The sequence below is a fragment of the Mesobacillus jeotgali genome (assembly GCF_002874535.1).
Lineage (GTDB): Bacteria > Bacillota > Bacilli > Bacillales > Cytobacillaceae > Mesobacillus > Mesobacillus jeotgali.
Window position 1 is genome coordinate 3625398 of sequence record NZ_CP025025.1, and the last position, 14640, is coordinate 3640037.

Consider the following 14640-nt stretch of genomic DNA (forward strand, 5'->3'; position numbering starts at 1 on the left):
ATCTCTCTAGTAAAAGTAAAAAACCGCTATCTTTTGAAAGATAGCGGCAAGAATTATTCTATAGTAAGATGGCTGATTACTTTCTCCACCGCTGCTTCGGCCTGGTCGATACAGCCCGGTATGCCAACACCTTCGAATGATCCTCCGGCAAGGAATACACCAGGGAGCTTCTCGTCGAGCTGTTTTTTAACATTGGCAATCTTTTCAAGGTGCCCCACCGTATATTGCGGCATCGCTTTTCTCCATCTCGTTACAACACGGAAGATTGGCCTTTCAGTGATATTCATCGTCTTGTTCAAGTCTTTTAACACCAGTTCGACAATTTCTTCATCGGACAGATCGACTGCTTCCTGGTCATCCGGTTTGCCGACATAGCAGCGAAGCAATGCCATATTTTCAGGAGATGTGCCTGGCCATTTCTTGTGTGTCCAGGTACATGCGGTGATTCGGAAATCGCTATTTCTCGATACCAGGAAGCCTGTTCCGTCGATATCTTTTTCAATCGCCGATTTCGGGAATGCCATCGCGACATTTGCCACGGAATTGGATGGCATATCTTTGAATTGATCCATGAGTGCATACTCCGAAAGCATGCGCTGCGCATGGAAATGGTCAGTCGTGATGACAACACTGTCCGCTGATTCAACTTCTCCAGTTTCAAAGTGAACTTGATAGGTACTGCCTGTTTTCTCTACCTTTTTTACAGCACTCTCCTTGAAGACCGTTCCGTCTTCCAATCGGCTTTCAACCTGGTGGACTAGCTCCTCAAGACCCGTAGACAACGAGATGAACATTCCTTTTTTAGAACCAGGCTTTTTAGCTGTTTTTGGCAGCTTTGGCATCGACTTATTCAATCCAATCACAAGGCTCCGATGCTTTTGTTCTATTTCATAGAAGTTCGGGAACAACGCCATCAAGCTGAGTTCATCAATATCGCCCGCATAGATACCTGACAATAGTGGATCAATCAGGTTGTCGACCACCTCGTCGCCAAGACGATGTCGGAAAAAAGCTCCAAGCGACTGGTCTGCTTTCGGCTCGCCTTTCGGTAAAATAAAATCCCCCGCCGCACGCAATTTCCCCAGCGGTGAAAATAATCCCGATAACGCAAATGGAGTCACCTTTGTTGGGATGCCCATGAAAGAGCCCTCAGGCATTGTGTGAAGCTTGCCTCTCGCGTAAATATAAGATTTCCCGGCAGTATTGGATATGATTTTATCTTTAAGGCCAACTTCTTCTATCAATCTGATAGCACTCTTTTTTCTCGCTATGATTGAATCCGGTCCTCTTTCAATGACGAACCCGTCCCGCTTATCAGTGCTGATGACACCGCCAAGACGATCGCTTGCCTCAACCAATTTCACTTTGATGGGAAATTGCTTCTCCCTTGCTTCCTTTTGGAGATAATATGCTGTTGCGAGTCCAGTAATCCCGCCGCCAACAACAATGACCTTCTTTTCATCCATTCCGCTCACCTATTCTTTAGTAATGTATTGATTATCCTATAGTTGAATTAACTAGGTATGTGCAGTATTTAACATATTTAAAGTATAGCACCTGAAATTCAAAGGAAGATGGCAGTTTTTTTACTAAAATGTGAACGAAGGAGGCGGACAGTACGCAGTAAGCTTACGAAAATGACCATTGTTTAGCCAGGACGGGCAAGAACTGTTCCATCTAATTTAAGATGGGGGGGGAAATAAAAAAGAAGTTGGTCTGAAATGGATTTGACTTACGACAAACTGTTAGAATTCGGACGCATGTGGAAGCTTTTTTTTCTTGAAAATTTCACGGTCGGAATTATATCAGCGGATTTTGAATATATCGACCACTTTTTCAATTATATCAGCGGATTTTCAATTATATCGACCACTTTCGTGATTATTTCGACCACATGGCATCCATCCTCTATTCCACAAAAATATCCCGGTTGCCCGGGATTAAACATTCATATCTCTTTTTCGATAAAACACGTAGGTCATGATTGTAAGCCCTAGCAGCATCAATGCGGATAGTGCCAGATAAAGCGGTTCGAAACCGCCTTCCTCCAAAACAAGCTTCGCGTCATAATATTTAAATGGAGTCAGGAACTTCAATCCATCCAGCTTTTCATTCATATCAATTGCTATCGATAAAATGAAAAGGATAAGTAAGATTCCAGTTGCCAGCGATGTCGCTTTCTTCGCATTTTTATAGACAGAAGCGATTGCGGTTCCGATAACCAAGAAGATCAGCTGCAGAATAAACATTCCGACCATCAGTAAGGAAATCTCCGCGGTGACGCTCTCACCTTCCACATATTTCTGGACCATTCCCACAGAGGAAGCGAAGGTCACAATATTGAAAATCAGGATGTTGACCAAAGTGGCTGCTAGTTTGGATGTTATCATTCTCGTTCTTGAAACTGGTTTGACCAGCAGGAACTCGACCGTCTTGTCACGCTCTTCCTTGGCAATGATGTTCGATCCGAGCATCGCGGCGTGGATAGCACCCATCACAGCAAGGTATAAGAATAAGACTCCAAAATAACCGATCGGTGTCGACAGATCGAGTGAACCGGTTCCCATGATGGCCTGGAGCGATTTAGGCATATCGGCCATCAGCGCATTCATCGATTGCCCCGTCCCTTCCAGACTTGAATACTTGCCCATGCCCGCGGCGACCATGAAGATGACACCGATACTCCAAATGATGAGCGACTTGCGATTTGCCTTCATTTCCCTTTTAAAAAGATTCATGACTTTTCCTCCTCCCTAAACGGAATGAACATCTTTTTTTGCGTAAAAATAATAGCTGGCCGAGACCGCAGCGATGATAAAAACTACCTCAGCTACGATAAATGAAGTTTCATAGCTTGAATGTTGTGTGATGTAGGTTGAATCAAAGTAATTGACCGGCGTTAAATAACGTAAAGCTTCATCTTCTGTCGTTGAACTGATCATCCCGAGCATGAAAAATCCGAAAACAGTGCCGAGTGATACTGAAATCACCGATTTAATTCTTGGGGCGATCACAGAAACGATGATTCCCAGTGCCATGAACATAAGCTGGATGAAAAACAGGGAAATAGCAATCAGGAATAGAGCTTCTCTGTTAAAATCAACCTCTGCCACGATTGATGCCATCACGAAAGTCGCAGCGATAAAAACAATGTTTGTGATTACCAGGGAAACCAGCGCTGCCAACAGCTTGGAAGTGACTACCTGCGTCCTTGTCACTGGCTTAGTGAGCAGGAAGTCAGCTGTCTTTTCTCTTGTTTCCTTTGATAGTATCGAAGTTCCAAGATTCATAGCCTGGATGGCGCCCGCGAGCTTCAGATATAGGAATGCGTATGAAAAAAATCCAATCAATGTCGCGATGCTGTCCACCGACAATCCAATCGCTTTCCTCAATTCAACCGGGAAGCCTTCAAGCAGCTTCTTGAACTCTTCTGCATCCTTTGAAAAGGAAGGAAACATTGATAAAAATAAGACAACCATCGCCACCAACGACAAGGTCCATATAATAGTCGATTTCCGGTATGCCTTCAGTTCATGAAGGAATATATTCATGTCCTATTCCTCCTTTTCATAGTAATGCATGAAGATCTCTTCCAAGTCAGGCTCCTCGACCCAGAGGTTCGCAATCTCGATTTCAGTGATTTTTTTCATGATCAAGTTGATGTTGCCCCTGAAAAGAAAGCTGACCGTTCCGCCGTCCTGCTCTAGCTGATTCACACCGTCAATATTGAAAAGGTTTTTATCGATTACGGAATTGGTTTCGATTTTGAATTTCTTGTAGGTGTTTTCTTTTAGCGTGCTGATTTTCTCGACGGTGACAATCCGGCCTTCCTTGATAATCGCAACCCTGTCACACAGTCTCTGCACCTCGCTGAGAATATGGGAAGAAAACAGAATCGTCGCGCCTTTCTTGTTCTCTTTTTCAAGAAGGTCGAAAAACTTCTGCTGCATGAGCGGATCTAGTCCGCTTGTCGGTTCGTCAAGGATGATCAGCTTCGGTTCATGAAGCAAACCTTGGACAATGCCGACCTTCTTTTTGTTACCAAGCGAAAGGTCATCGATTTTCTTCGTAAGGTCGAGCTCCATGATGTCAGCAAGCTCCTTGATCCGTTTGGTGCAATCCTTTTTGTAAAAGCTTGCTGAATACTTGAGCAGTTCCATGACCTTCATATTGTCATAGTAAAATACTTCAGATGGCAGGTACCCGATTTCCTTTTTGATTTCCGGAGCAGCAGTGATGATATCTTTTCCAAAAATCGTCGCGCTGCCGCTCGTTGGATAAATCAAAGATAGTAACGTCCTGATCGTCGTTGATTTACCTGCGCCATTCGGGCCAATGAACCCGAAAATTTCTCCTTCCTTCACATCGAAACTTACATCCTCAATTCCCCTGGCCTTGCCGTACATTTTTGTCAGATTTTTTATCTCAATCACGTTCATGCCAGACCCTCCCAGATACTTTTTCTTTTTAGCTCTTCATTCTCTTTTTCTTAGACTGTTTTGTAAAAAGCCTTCTTCATCATCTCGATATACACTTCGACTTCTTTGAATGCTTCATCAAAGTCGTGATGTGGCTGGTTCAGCTTTTTGGCTTTTTCTAGTTCCTGGTTGCTGAAGCCCTGGAGCGTCCACATGATGATGTTGATCGCTCTTTGGATGTCGACACCATCCCTGAACCTGGTGATGTCAATATTCTCGAATAATCGGCTGTAGCTTGCCTGGATCAGTTCGGTTTTTGTGTTATCAAGTATTTCCTTTACTTCTTTCGCGGTTTCCATGGAAGCTGCCACCATGAAGTCGAATACTTCCGGATGCCTCGCCATCAGTTTGTTTTTCAGGATCATCAGCGTTTTCATCCGTTCGAAAATGTCCCGTTCGCTCAGGTCCAATTCATTAAAGAACTCTTCTACCATCACATCGGCAAAGTGGTTATAAAGGAATAGATAAAGTTCTTTCTTGTTTTTAAAATAGTGGAAAAGCAGCCCTTTCGAGATACCTGCTGATTTGACAATTTCATTCGTGGATGCATTTTCGTATCCCTTAAGGGCAAACTCCTTTAGAGCGGCGTTCAGGATTCGTTCTTGCTTTTCAGGATTCAAGCTTAAAAATTTTGAAGACATAACGCCCTCCCCTTAATTCCTATTGACCACATCGGTCAATTACATTGTATTCCTCATTGACCACCCTGGTCAACACAATTCTATCTAAAATTTTCGACAAAAAAGCTGCCCAATCGAATGATCAGGCAGCCCTTCATCTTAATCTTTTTTACGAATAACAGCTCTGACAGGACTGCCGTCCGCCTGTTCCAGCGGCAGGGGCAGAGCAGCGAGCTCGTATTCTCCTGGTTCAGTTTTATCAAGTACCAGTCCTTCAAGGATATGAATGCCCTGGTTGTTCAATTCATGATGGGCACTCAGTTCCTTGCTATCCAATGGATCGACCGATGGCAAATCAAGGCCAAGCAATTGTACTCCTTGCTCAGCAAGATAAGCAGCCAATTCAGGCTCGATATACGGAATTGATTCCGGGAACACAGTCTTATCCTGCCACGCGTCCGTACGGATCAACAAACGCTTAACCCCCTGCAAATCCAAAGATTCTACTTCCTTAACTCCGATACTGGCTGGGTTTTGCAAATGGATGACCTTTGCAGGGCCGATATAAAGGTTAAAGTCGAGATCGATCACTTTTTTTCCATCGTTTTCAAAATGGAAAGGCGCATCGATATGTGTGCCGGTATGCGTGCTCATCGTCACCTGTCCGACATTCACAGAGCCGCTTTCTTCCATTCCCCAGCTCACTTCATAATGAAATGGAGTGTCGCCCGGCCAAACAGGAATTTTATCATGTAAAACCTGCGAAATATCAATCCAATTTCCCATACTGTTTCCTTCTTTCTTATTATAGCTTCGTCCTCAGGCTCCATAGCTCAGGGAAAAATCGGTGGTCTACGACCTTTTTCAGATAGGATACACCGGCAGAACCGCCTGTTCCGATTTTGTGGCCGATAATCCGTTCAACAGTACTCATATGGTTAAAACGCCAGAGCTGCTGCTGGCTGCCGATATCGACAAGCTTCTCCGCAAGCTCATATAAATCCCAATATTGATCGACGTTACGGTACACCTCGAGCCATGCTTCCTCGACACTGGCATTTGGTTCGTACGGTGCGGACCAATCACGATTTAAGGCTGCATCATCTATCGGCAAGCCGCGCATCGCCAGCGCACTGATTGCCGCATCGTAAATCGACCGTTCATGCAGCGCCTCCTCCATCTTTTTAAACAGGTCGGCATCGTGCTTGTAAACAGATAGAACATGAGACTGCTTTTGCCCCAAAGCAAATTCAATCAAACGGTTCTGATAGGATTGAAAACCTGATGAATGTCCAAGCTTGTCACGGAATTCCATATATTCAGCCGGAGTCAGCGTCGAAAGTACACTCCACGACTGGATCAGCTGCTGCTGGATTCTCGACACCCTGGAAAGCATCTTGAAGGATGGCTCCAGGTCATTTTTGCGAATGCAGTCAATCGCCGCGCTCACTTCATGCAGAATCAGCTTCATCCATAGCTCGCTAGCCTGGTGGATGATGATGAATAGCATTTCATCATGGTGATCGGACAAGCGGTGCTGGCTCGTTAAGATGTTATCCAACTGCAGATAACTGCCATAAGAAAGCTCTTTTGAAAAATCGGTATGGATTTGATGTGTTTTTTGTTCTTCCTTCATTTCCGGACTCCTCCCCTACGCCACAACTCCGCGCTCATTGCTGAATTTCTCATATAATTTATTATTCATGATCTCTTTTAAAATCTGGACAGCATTCCAGACGTCAGTGTATGAAGTATATAGAGCCACAGGTGCCAGTCGGACGATGTTCGGAGCGCGGAAATCAGGGATGATTCCTTTTTCCTTCAAAGCCTTGCAAATCCTTGCCGCTTCTTTGTGCTCAAGACTGACATGGCCGCCACGTTTAAAATCTTCAACAGGACTGCCGATTTTAAAACCGGCGTCGCCAAGTTCATGTTCAATCAGGTCCATTAAATAACGGTTGATCTTCAATGATTTTTCACGGATATTCTGAATTCCAGCCTCCGCGAACATTTCCAATGAGCCAAGTAAAGGTGCAAGGCTCAGCACATGTGGTGTACCAATCTGGTAGGCACCAGCAGTCTCTGCAGATATTAACACATGCTCCATATCAAATTGTTTGTCCTTCCTTGAACCGAACCAGCCGGCAAGACCAGGCTTCGTGCCAAAATGCTTCGAGTTCACATAAAGACCTGCTACCGCTCCTGGCCCGCCATTCAAATGCTTATAATTGCACCAGTAGGCAAAGTCGACACCCCAATCAGAGAAAGAATGCGGTATAGCACCAATTGAATGGCAGCCATCGAAACCAATCAGGATTCCACGCTGGTGAGCCGCCCTTGTCAACCGCTCCATATCAAGGATTTGTCCACTGCGGTACAGCACAGTCGGCAGCACGACAAGCGCAATTTCTTCCGTCATCGCCTCAATGATATCGTCCTCATCCAAGAACCTGCTATCCCTGCTTTTCACCCTGATCAAATGCGTATCTGGATCATAGCCATGAATTCGCAGCTGGCTTTGAAGCGCATAGATATCCGACGGGAAATTCAATTCATCGGCAAGTATTTTTGTCCTCTTTCCCTCAGGCTTATAAAAGGTAGCCACAAGCTGATGCAGATTGACTGTTGTGGATCCGCTTACAATAACCTCTTCAGGAGCAGCACCAACAAGTGAAGCAGTCAATTCTCCTAGTTTTTCAGATAAATAGAACCACGGATGGTTACCATCCATCCAGCCATCGATGCCAAGCTCGCGCCAGTCGGCCAATGATTCAAGCAAAGTTTGCTCAGCCCGTTTTGAAAGAAGGCCAAGCGAGTTTCCATCAAGGTAGATTGAATCAGGTTTCAGGTAAAATTCATCCCGGTAACGGACTAATATATCTTCGCGGTCAAGCTGTGCGGCAAATTCCGCATCAGGCTGAAAAGAATAAGGCTTCATCATCATCTCTCCCATTCCATTTGCAACTAGAGAAATCGTAACAAAGAACAGAAGCAAGCGTCAACAAAAGGTCTGATAATTCTAAAAAGAAAAAACAGCCCCCATAGAGGCTGCTTAAGCAAAACGATAATAAATCAACACAAAGGTCGATAGGACGAAAATGAAGTTCAAAAATATAAAGATAAATTGGTCCACTCTTGTTTTGTGCATTTTAATTGGCGGATTATAGAAGGAAACCCCTTCGATGATGAAGATGATCAGGACAATATGAATCATGAAATGGCCGATGATCTCGGTAAAACCGAATAACATTGTCGTTAAAATAAAAATCGTTGTGACAAAGAAACCCAGCACTCGATTCAGGATCCCGGCAACCAGCAAGTAGCCGACTACGAATTCTACAAAAGCGGCCATTACGATAAAAGCTGCTGGTTCAAAGCCGAAAGTGGGCACCTGATGGTTTGCGACAATATCCAGCGACATCGTTGGGTATACCCATTTTTCAACGGCGACCCAGCATAATGAAAGTCCTGTTCCCAAATATAAGAATGGGAAGCCAACGTTTTCAAGCTTAGTGCTGCCGACAAACAGCACGCCGATGATAGCCACATAAAAACCGTAATCAAGCATATAAAAAATACCATGCTTTACAGTGACCATGATGAATAAGACCAGTAAAATGGATGCCCCTAATTTTGTTGCGATATGGTGCGGAACAAGGAGCAGGCCAATCGTGATCCACGCTAAAACCGTCATCAAGGTGTTGTCCAACAGAAACTCCGGTGCAAACAATGTACCGTTTGTGACCTGGATAATCAATGCGACTGCTGTTCCGTATTTCAATAAATATCTGGAATATTTCCGGTAGCCTGAAAGGTAATCATCCCACTTTTTGACTAGCGGCATTTGAGCCATTTTTGGAATAATTATAGTCAATGAAGCGAGAACAACTGCCGCCAATAAGGCAAGGCCAATAAATAACGGCGATAATATATTTTCAATACTTTCTTTCTTCGGCGCAACTTCAGTAAACCACTTTACGTGTGCATTTGTATATAAAGGGGTCAGAATAAGTCCTAATCCAATGATGATTTGCATCAGTTTTTTCACTATAAAACCTCCTGGCAATATAAACACTATCTAGATAGTAATAATACAACTGAATCATAAGATATTAGCAGCTGAGTTATGAACATTATGTGAATAATTTCACAAAACTGACTTTAAATAGTTTTACTTAACAAAGTTTGCCCTGTCACCAAGCTAGTATGCTTTTTCAATCAAGTATTAATGGGTATATTGGTGATAAGGAACTAAGGATGGTGAGAAAAACCTTGAGACGTTTATTTCAACTTTTAATTTTAGGGACTCTGCTTTACTTTGCATGGCCATTTTTAACGAATGAAAAAGATCTTCAAAATTTAAATTCTGAAATAGATAAGTTAAAAGAAAATCCCGAACTCAGCAAAGCAATGGAAACGGTGAACAGCGGGATAAATCAGCTGATATGGCAGCTAAATGAGAAAAAGGAAGAATTGACTCAGGATGAGCAAAACCTTTTGCCCAAAGTGGCTAAGCCCGAGCTGGAAACGCCTTCTGAGAAAACATTCACCTTCCATAATATTGGCATTGGCGATACAAAGGGTGAAGTAGAAAAACAGCTTGGCGCCCCTAAACGGGTTTCCATGAATGAGTATGGAACTGAGTGGCATGCTTATCATGAGAATTTCCAAAACTTCATCATGATTTCCTACAGTAAAGAAGGCGCAGTCAATGCCCTGTACACAAACCAGGATTTGATTGCTGCTAAAAACGGCATCAAGTATGGATCTCCAAAAGAAGAAATCCGTCAGACGCTTGGTGAGCCGCTCAGCGAGATCAGGAAAGGACTTGTCTATTACCAGTTCCAAAAGGACCAGGATTATGATGTCTATAATATGGATGACAGCTATGTGACGATTTTTTATGATAAACATCAAAACAATACCGTAACAGCAATCCAGATGGTCAGCGAAAAACTCGAGCAAAGCAAGGCGGGCTTTTATACGGAGGCAAGTGAGGCTCTGAAGGATGGATTTGAATATCAGCTGTTTGACCTGACCAATGCTTCAAGGTTGATGCACGGTCTTGGCATTCTTACCTGGGATGATGAGGTGAGGATCACTGCCAGAAAGCACAGCGCCGATATGGCGGAAAACTCATATTTCAGCCACACGAATCCCGAAGGCCAGTCGCCTTTTGACAGGATGGCTGAGGATGATATCGCGTTTTCGGTCGCAGGGGAGAATCTTGCGTATGGACAATTCAGCAGCATCTTTGCCCACGAAGGATTGATGAACTCGCTCGGCCACCGTGAAAATATCCTGAAATCCGACTTTAAATTGCTCGGTGTCGGCGTCGCATTCGGCCCGAAGCATGAGCCTTATTTTACAGAGAATTTTTATAGCAAGAGGAAGTTTTAAACCGATTCACGATTTTTCAACTTGAAAAAATCGCAATAAACTTCCAGTTCGCTATAAAAATCGGATTTTCGCTATAAAAATTTTGAAAGTCGCTATAAAAAGAGAAAAGTCGCTATAACAAATTGAAACTCGCTATAAAAAAAGAAAAGTCGTTATAAAAAGACGAAACTCGCTATAAAAAAAAGAAAAGTCGCTATAACAAGACGAAACTCTCTATAAAAAAAGAAAAGTCGCTATAAAAAGTTGAAACTCGCTATAAAAAATTGATGATGGCTATTAAAAAAATTTCTTTTTCGCTAAAGAAGCAAGATTTTCGCTATAATATCACACCGATGCGACTTAACAAGCACGATCAAGGCCTATTTTCATTGTTATTTTTTTCTCGAATCATTTTTATTGGCGATTTCCACAAATTTATTGGCGGTTTTCACAAATTTATTGGCGATTTTTAATTTTTATTGGCGATTTCCACTTACTTATTGGCGAAAATCAAATTATATTGGCGAACTGGAAATTTCGGCCGTTTTTTCCCAGTTATTAAAGTATAAAAAAACCGCTTAATCAGCTCGATTAAGCGGTTTTTCATACCATGTTTACTTCACACGTGGGAATCCAAATCCTGAAGCATAGTCATCACCAGATGCTGCTCCTGATCCGCCGAGAATATCGTTAGCTTTTGCACGGTTCTGAAGCTCAGCACGAAGTTGTGTATGGCTCATGCTTGGATTTGCAGCCCAGATTTTCGCTGCCAATCCGGAAACGTGCGGTGTTGCCATCGATGTTCCGCTGATTGTGTTATATGAACCGTCATACCAAGTTGATTCGATTGCTCTTCCTGGTGCTGAAAGTTCCACATCAAGCTCACCGATGACATAGTCTCCATCTGTCAGCGGGTTTCCGCGGGATGAGAAGTCAGCGACACGGTATGTACCGTTTTCCTGGACATCTTCTAAAGCGGCAACTGCTACTGCATTAGTAAGGGCACCTGGGTAACCAATTGTATTGGCATTTGGCCCGCTGTTTCCAGCTGCTGCAACTACGAGGACGCCTTTTCCATATGCATAATCAACAGCATCAGCAATCATCGTGCTCTTGCTGCTTGATCCAAGTGACATCGAAATGACTACTTTTGAGCCTGTTCGAGCTGCTTCATCCGCAGCATGCCTGATTGCTCCTGCGATATCATCAGAATAGCCTGATCCTCTGTCATTCAACACTTTATAAGCCCAGAGGTCTGCTTCTGGCGCAACTCCGTAAATTCCCAAACCTGTTCCGCCATGAGCAAGAACTGTTCCTGCAACATGAGTTCCATGGCCATTTTTATCGGAGCAAGAGTTATTGACGAGTGGTGATTTTCTTTGTGTAAAATCTTTACATTGTTCATCACTGCCTGCTAAATCTGCATGGTTCACATTGACTCCAGTATCGAGAACCGCTACCTTAACACCGTTACCACCAGATGTTGCCTGTAGATTGCTATCATTATAGATTGCTTCCATTCCCCATGGTGTCTGATCGGTTGGCGCTGCCTGAGCGACAGAACCCGGCTTAGCCTCCAGCTGTACCTGGGAAACAGTTTCTACATTAAGATTCTTATTTTTAAGTAGTGCCTGGTATTGCTTTGCATTAACTGTAGTTGTAAAACCATTCGCTCCGAAATCCCATCTTTTTCCGAATTGATCCTTTGCCTTTGCTTGTTCAGCTTTCGGACCCTGAATTAATACCCGGTAAGAATCCTGTGCCTCTGGCGCCTGGCCAAATGCACCAGCCGTAAACATAGATAAACCCATTGTCATGCTTAATAGTGCGGCTCCTAGTACTTTCTTCTTTTTCATTCAACCACTCCTCTGCATTTTATGGTGTTGCTGGTTTTACAGAATCTATTATATTTAAAATATTCAGACATTAACAATATGCTAAACTATTCATTTTTGAGTCTTTAGAATCAGGAGTAAATTCATGTTTACAAAAAAGTCACATGCAAAAGGAACTATTTTAGGATTTTCCCAATATCCAAAGAACTAAAAAGAGTGACCATTTTTTTACAGGTCACTCTTTCGTATGGAAAATAATAGTAAAATGAGCACTTGTGTTTTTTAAATAAACAGCAACAGACTCACGGCCATTACTGCCATCCCGGCAATTAAACCGTAAATAGCTAGATGTGATTCATCATATTTTTTTGCCGCCGGCAGTAATTCATCTAGCGAGATGAATACCATGATGCCAGCTACAGCCGCGAAAATGACGCCAAACATAATGTCATTCAGGAATGGCATTAAGAATAGGTATGCTGCAAGTGCACCGATAGGCTCGGATAACCCGGACAAGAATGATAGTTTAAAGGCTTTCTTCTTATCTCCTGTCGCAAAATAAACTGGTACGGAAACGGCAATTCCCTCAGGAACGTTGTGGATGGCGATCGCGATGGCAATTGCCACACCCAAAGCAGGGTCCTGGATTGCAGATGTAAAAGTCGCGATTCCTTCCGGGAAATTGTGAATCCCGATTGCCAGAGCTGTGAAGGTGCCCATTTTCAACAAGGCTGCATCGTGGGCAGCATTAGACGGCGCGTTCATATCCTCAACCTTTTTTAGTTCATGAGGATTTCCCTGCTTTGGTATGAACTTATCGATCAAGGCAATTAACAGGATACCAGCGAAAAAACCGCCGACTGTTGCCCAGTTGCCTAATTGCACACCCATCGCAGAAACGAGGGAATCCTTCGCTTTGACGAAGATTTCAATCATCGACACATAAATCATCACACCTGCTGAAAACCCAAGTGCAATTGAAAGAAACTTTGTATTGGTCCGGGATGTGAAAAAGGCAAGAATACTGCCGATCCCAGTGGCAAGACCTGCAAACAGTGTCAAACCAAATGCGAATAAAATTTCCTCTGTCATTTCTTATTCTCCTTTGAATATCAATTTTGAGCCCGCCCCGTAGGATTTTTCATAAAGAAACAATAATTCTTAATGTATGCCTCAACATAGAATTTGTTTCACGAACGAAACTTTTGGGCATTTTTATGACCAAATGATGGACAAACACTAAAATGTTTCCTTTGGTCAACTTTTTGGGTGCAGGATTCCTTTTACTAAAAACAATATATGCGTTCGGATTAAAAAGTTTCCTTTGGTCAACATTTTATCGCAAAGGAAACTTGACCTGCAACTAATTAATTTTATAATTTTTATAATTCGCGCCATTTTTCATAAAAAAACCCCTGCAAAACGCTGCAGAGGCTCAATAATTAACTATAGATAACTTTTAATTTCATATTCTGCTTTTTTCTCCTCCAGCCAGTTTGGGTATTCGGCCTGGATTTTCTGATCGAATAACAATTCCTTAATTTCTTCCTTCTGGTCATCAAACTTTGCAGCCTTAGCTGCTTTTTTATCAATAAGTTTAATGATATGGAAACCGAATTCTGTTTTGACCGGCTCACTGATTGCATTCACTTCCAAGCCAAACGCTGCATTCTCGAATTCCTCAGCCATTTCTCCTTTTCCAAAATACCCAAGATCTCCGCCGTTATCTGCATTGCTTGTGTCTGTTGAATATTCTTTTGCCAATTCGGCAAAGTCTTTTCCATTATCAAGCTCTTCCTTGACCTTCTTGGCCGTTGCCTCGTCTTCCACCAATATATGGCTGGCCTTCACCTGTTCCTTTTGGTCAAAAGAATCTTTATTTTCATCGAAGTATGTCTTCATTTCCTCTTCAGTCACATCGATAGAAGGGCCAATCATTTTTTCCGCGAGCAGATATATTTCGATGTCCTCCCTGATTCTGTCCATTGATACCTGGTTTTGCTCAAGTGCCGAAGCAAATGCTTCTTCACCGCCATATGATTCTTGCAATTTTGTAAGCTCTTCATCTATCTCATTCCCGGTCACTTTTACCTTTTCTTTTGAAGCTTCCATTTCAATCACTTTGTTTGTGATTAAGGAGTCCAATATATCTGCCCCATACATTTCGGTTAATTTCGTGTTCAATTCATCCTTCGTGATTTTCTCTCCATCGATGCTTGCTGCAGTTTCTGTTTTTGAAAAAGCTGTCGCAAAGATCAGGAGAATCCCTAAGAAAATCACTGCAAATATCATTAATAGTTTATTATTTTTCATAAAAGAAATCATTAT

General features: G+C 42.8%; 13 protein-coding genes. 1 reads left to right on the forward strand and 12 read right to left on the reverse strand.

From position 1 onward, the window contains the following. Positions 1-53: 53 nt before the first annotated feature. The 9 genes from hemY to CD004_RS18385 all read right to left on the reverse strand — a co-directional run bounded on the left by hemY (position 54) and on the right by CD004_RS18385 (position 9146). Positions 54-1466, reverse strand: a complete 1413-nt coding sequence (gene hemY / locus CD004_RS18345) for a protoporphyrinogen oxidase (protein WP_180321257.1) — start codon at positions 1464-1466, stop codon at positions 54-56. Positions 1467-1940: 474 nt separating this feature from the next. After that, positions 1941-2738, reverse strand: coding sequence for an ABC transporter permease subunit (locus CD004_RS18350; protein ID WP_102264062.1), 798 nt, complete (start codon positions 2736-2738; stop codon positions 1941-1943). 15 nt (positions 2739-2753) lie between these two features. Then, positions 2754-3551 carry an ABC transporter permease subunit gene (locus CD004_RS18355; protein WP_102264063.1) on the reverse strand — a complete coding sequence of 266 codons (798 nt, stop codon included), beginning with the start codon at positions 3549-3551 and terminating at the stop codon, positions 2754-2756. A 3-nt stretch (positions 3552-3554) separates the two neighbouring features. Beyond that, entirely contained in the window at positions 3555-4439 is an 885-nt protein-coding gene (locus CD004_RS18360) for an ABC transporter ATP-binding protein (protein ID WP_102264064.1), read from the reverse strand. A 50-nt stretch (positions 4440-4489) separates the two neighbouring features. Further along, positions 4490-5119: a TetR/AcrR family transcriptional regulator gene (locus CD004_RS18365; protein WP_102264065.1), complete on the reverse strand. Its 630-nt coding sequence runs from the start codon at positions 5117-5119 to the stop codon at positions 4490-4492. Between the two features lie 138 nt (positions 5120-5257). Beyond that, the gene (gene kynB, locus CD004_RS18370; RefSeq protein WP_102264066.1) at positions 5258-5884 is read right to left on the reverse strand and encodes an arylformamidase; all 627 of its coding nucleotides are present in this window, start codon (positions 5882-5884) and stop codon (positions 5258-5260) included. A 19-nt stretch (positions 5885-5903) separates the two neighbouring features. Continuing rightward, positions 5904-6734 carry a tryptophan 2,3-dioxygenase gene (gene kynA, locus CD004_RS18375; protein ID WP_102264067.1) on the reverse strand — a complete coding sequence of 277 codons (831 nt, stop codon included), beginning with the start codon at positions 6732-6734 and terminating at the stop codon, positions 5904-5906. Positions 6735-6749: 15 nt separating this feature from the next. Then, on the reverse strand, positions 6750-8036 hold the full coding sequence (gene kynU / locus CD004_RS18380) for a kynureninase (RefSeq protein WP_102264068.1): 1287 nt from the start codon (positions 8034-8036) through the stop codon (positions 6750-6752). A 114-nt stretch (positions 8037-8150) separates the two neighbouring features. Further along, positions 8151-9146 (reverse strand): hypothetical protein, encoded by a 996-nt coding sequence (locus CD004_RS18385; RefSeq protein WP_102264069.1) that lies wholly within the window; start codon positions 9144-9146, stop codon positions 8151-8153. A gap of 224 nt (positions 9147-9370) precedes the next feature. On the opposite strand from CD004_RS18385, the gene CD004_RS18390 reads away from it, so the two are divergent. Beyond that, on the forward strand, positions 9371-10498 hold the full coding sequence (locus CD004_RS18390) for a CAP domain-containing protein (RefSeq protein ID WP_233434889.1): 1128 nt from the start codon (positions 9371-9373) through the stop codon (positions 10496-10498). A 593-nt stretch (positions 10499-11091) separates the two neighbouring features. Here CD004_RS18390 and CD004_RS18395 read toward each other — a convergent pair. The 3 genes from CD004_RS18395 to CD004_RS18405 form a co-directional block, all read right to left on the reverse strand. Next, positions 11092-12333: a S8 family peptidase gene (locus CD004_RS18395; RefSeq protein ID WP_102264071.1), complete on the reverse strand. Its 1242-nt coding sequence runs from the start codon at positions 12331-12333 to the stop codon at positions 11092-11094. Between the two features lie 261 nt (positions 12334-12594). Then, a complete protein-coding gene (gene zupT, locus CD004_RS18400) occupies positions 12595-13404 on the reverse strand; it encodes a zinc transporter ZupT (RefSeq protein WP_102264072.1) in 810 nt (269 codons plus the stop codon). A gap of 354 nt (positions 13405-13758) precedes the next feature. Next, positions 13759-14637: a peptidylprolyl isomerase gene (locus CD004_RS18405; RefSeq protein WP_226678674.1), complete on the reverse strand. Its 879-nt coding sequence runs from the start codon at positions 14635-14637 to the stop codon at positions 13759-13761. Between the last annotated feature and the right edge of the window lie 3 nt (positions 14638-14640).

Coding starts and splice junctions, on each gene's coding strand:
- hemY (WP_180321257.1), bottom strand. CDS start 1,466: ATGGATGAAAAGAAGGTCATTGTTGTTGGCGGCGGGATTACTGGACTC.
- CD004_RS18350 (WP_102264062.1), bottom strand. CDS start 2,738: ATGAATCTTTTTAAAAGGGAAATGAAGGCAAATCGCAAGTCGCTCATC.
- CD004_RS18355 (WP_102264063.1), bottom strand. CDS start 3,551: ATGAATATATTCCTTCATGAACTGAAGGCATACCGGAAATCGACTATT.
- CD004_RS18360 (WP_102264064.1), bottom strand. CDS start 4,439: ATGAACGTGATTGAGATAAAAAATCTGACAAAAATGTACGGCAAGGCC.
- CD004_RS18365 (WP_102264065.1), bottom strand. CDS start 5,119: ATGTCTTCAAAATTTTTAAGCTTGAATCCTGAAAAGCAAGAACGAATC.
- kynB (WP_102264066.1), bottom strand. CDS start 5,884: ATGGGAAATTGGATTGATATTTCGCAGGTTTTACATGATAAAATTCCT.
- kynA (WP_102264067.1), bottom strand. CDS start 6,734: ATGAAGGAAGAACAAAAAACACATCAAATCCATACCGATTTTTCAAAA.
- kynU (WP_102264068.1), bottom strand. CDS start 8,036: ATGAAGCCTTATTCTTTTCAGCCTGATGCGGAATTTGCCGCACAGCTT.
- CD004_RS18395 (WP_102264071.1), bottom strand. CDS start 12,333: ATGAAAAAGAAGAAAGTACTAGGAGCCGCACTATTAAGCATGACAATG.
- zupT (WP_102264072.1), bottom strand. CDS start 13,404: ATGACAGAGGAAATTTTATTCGCATTTGGTTTGACACTGTTTGCAGGT.
- CD004_RS18405 (WP_226678674.1), bottom strand. CDS start 14,637: ATGATTTCTTTTATGAAAAATAATAAACTATTAATGATATTTGCAGTG.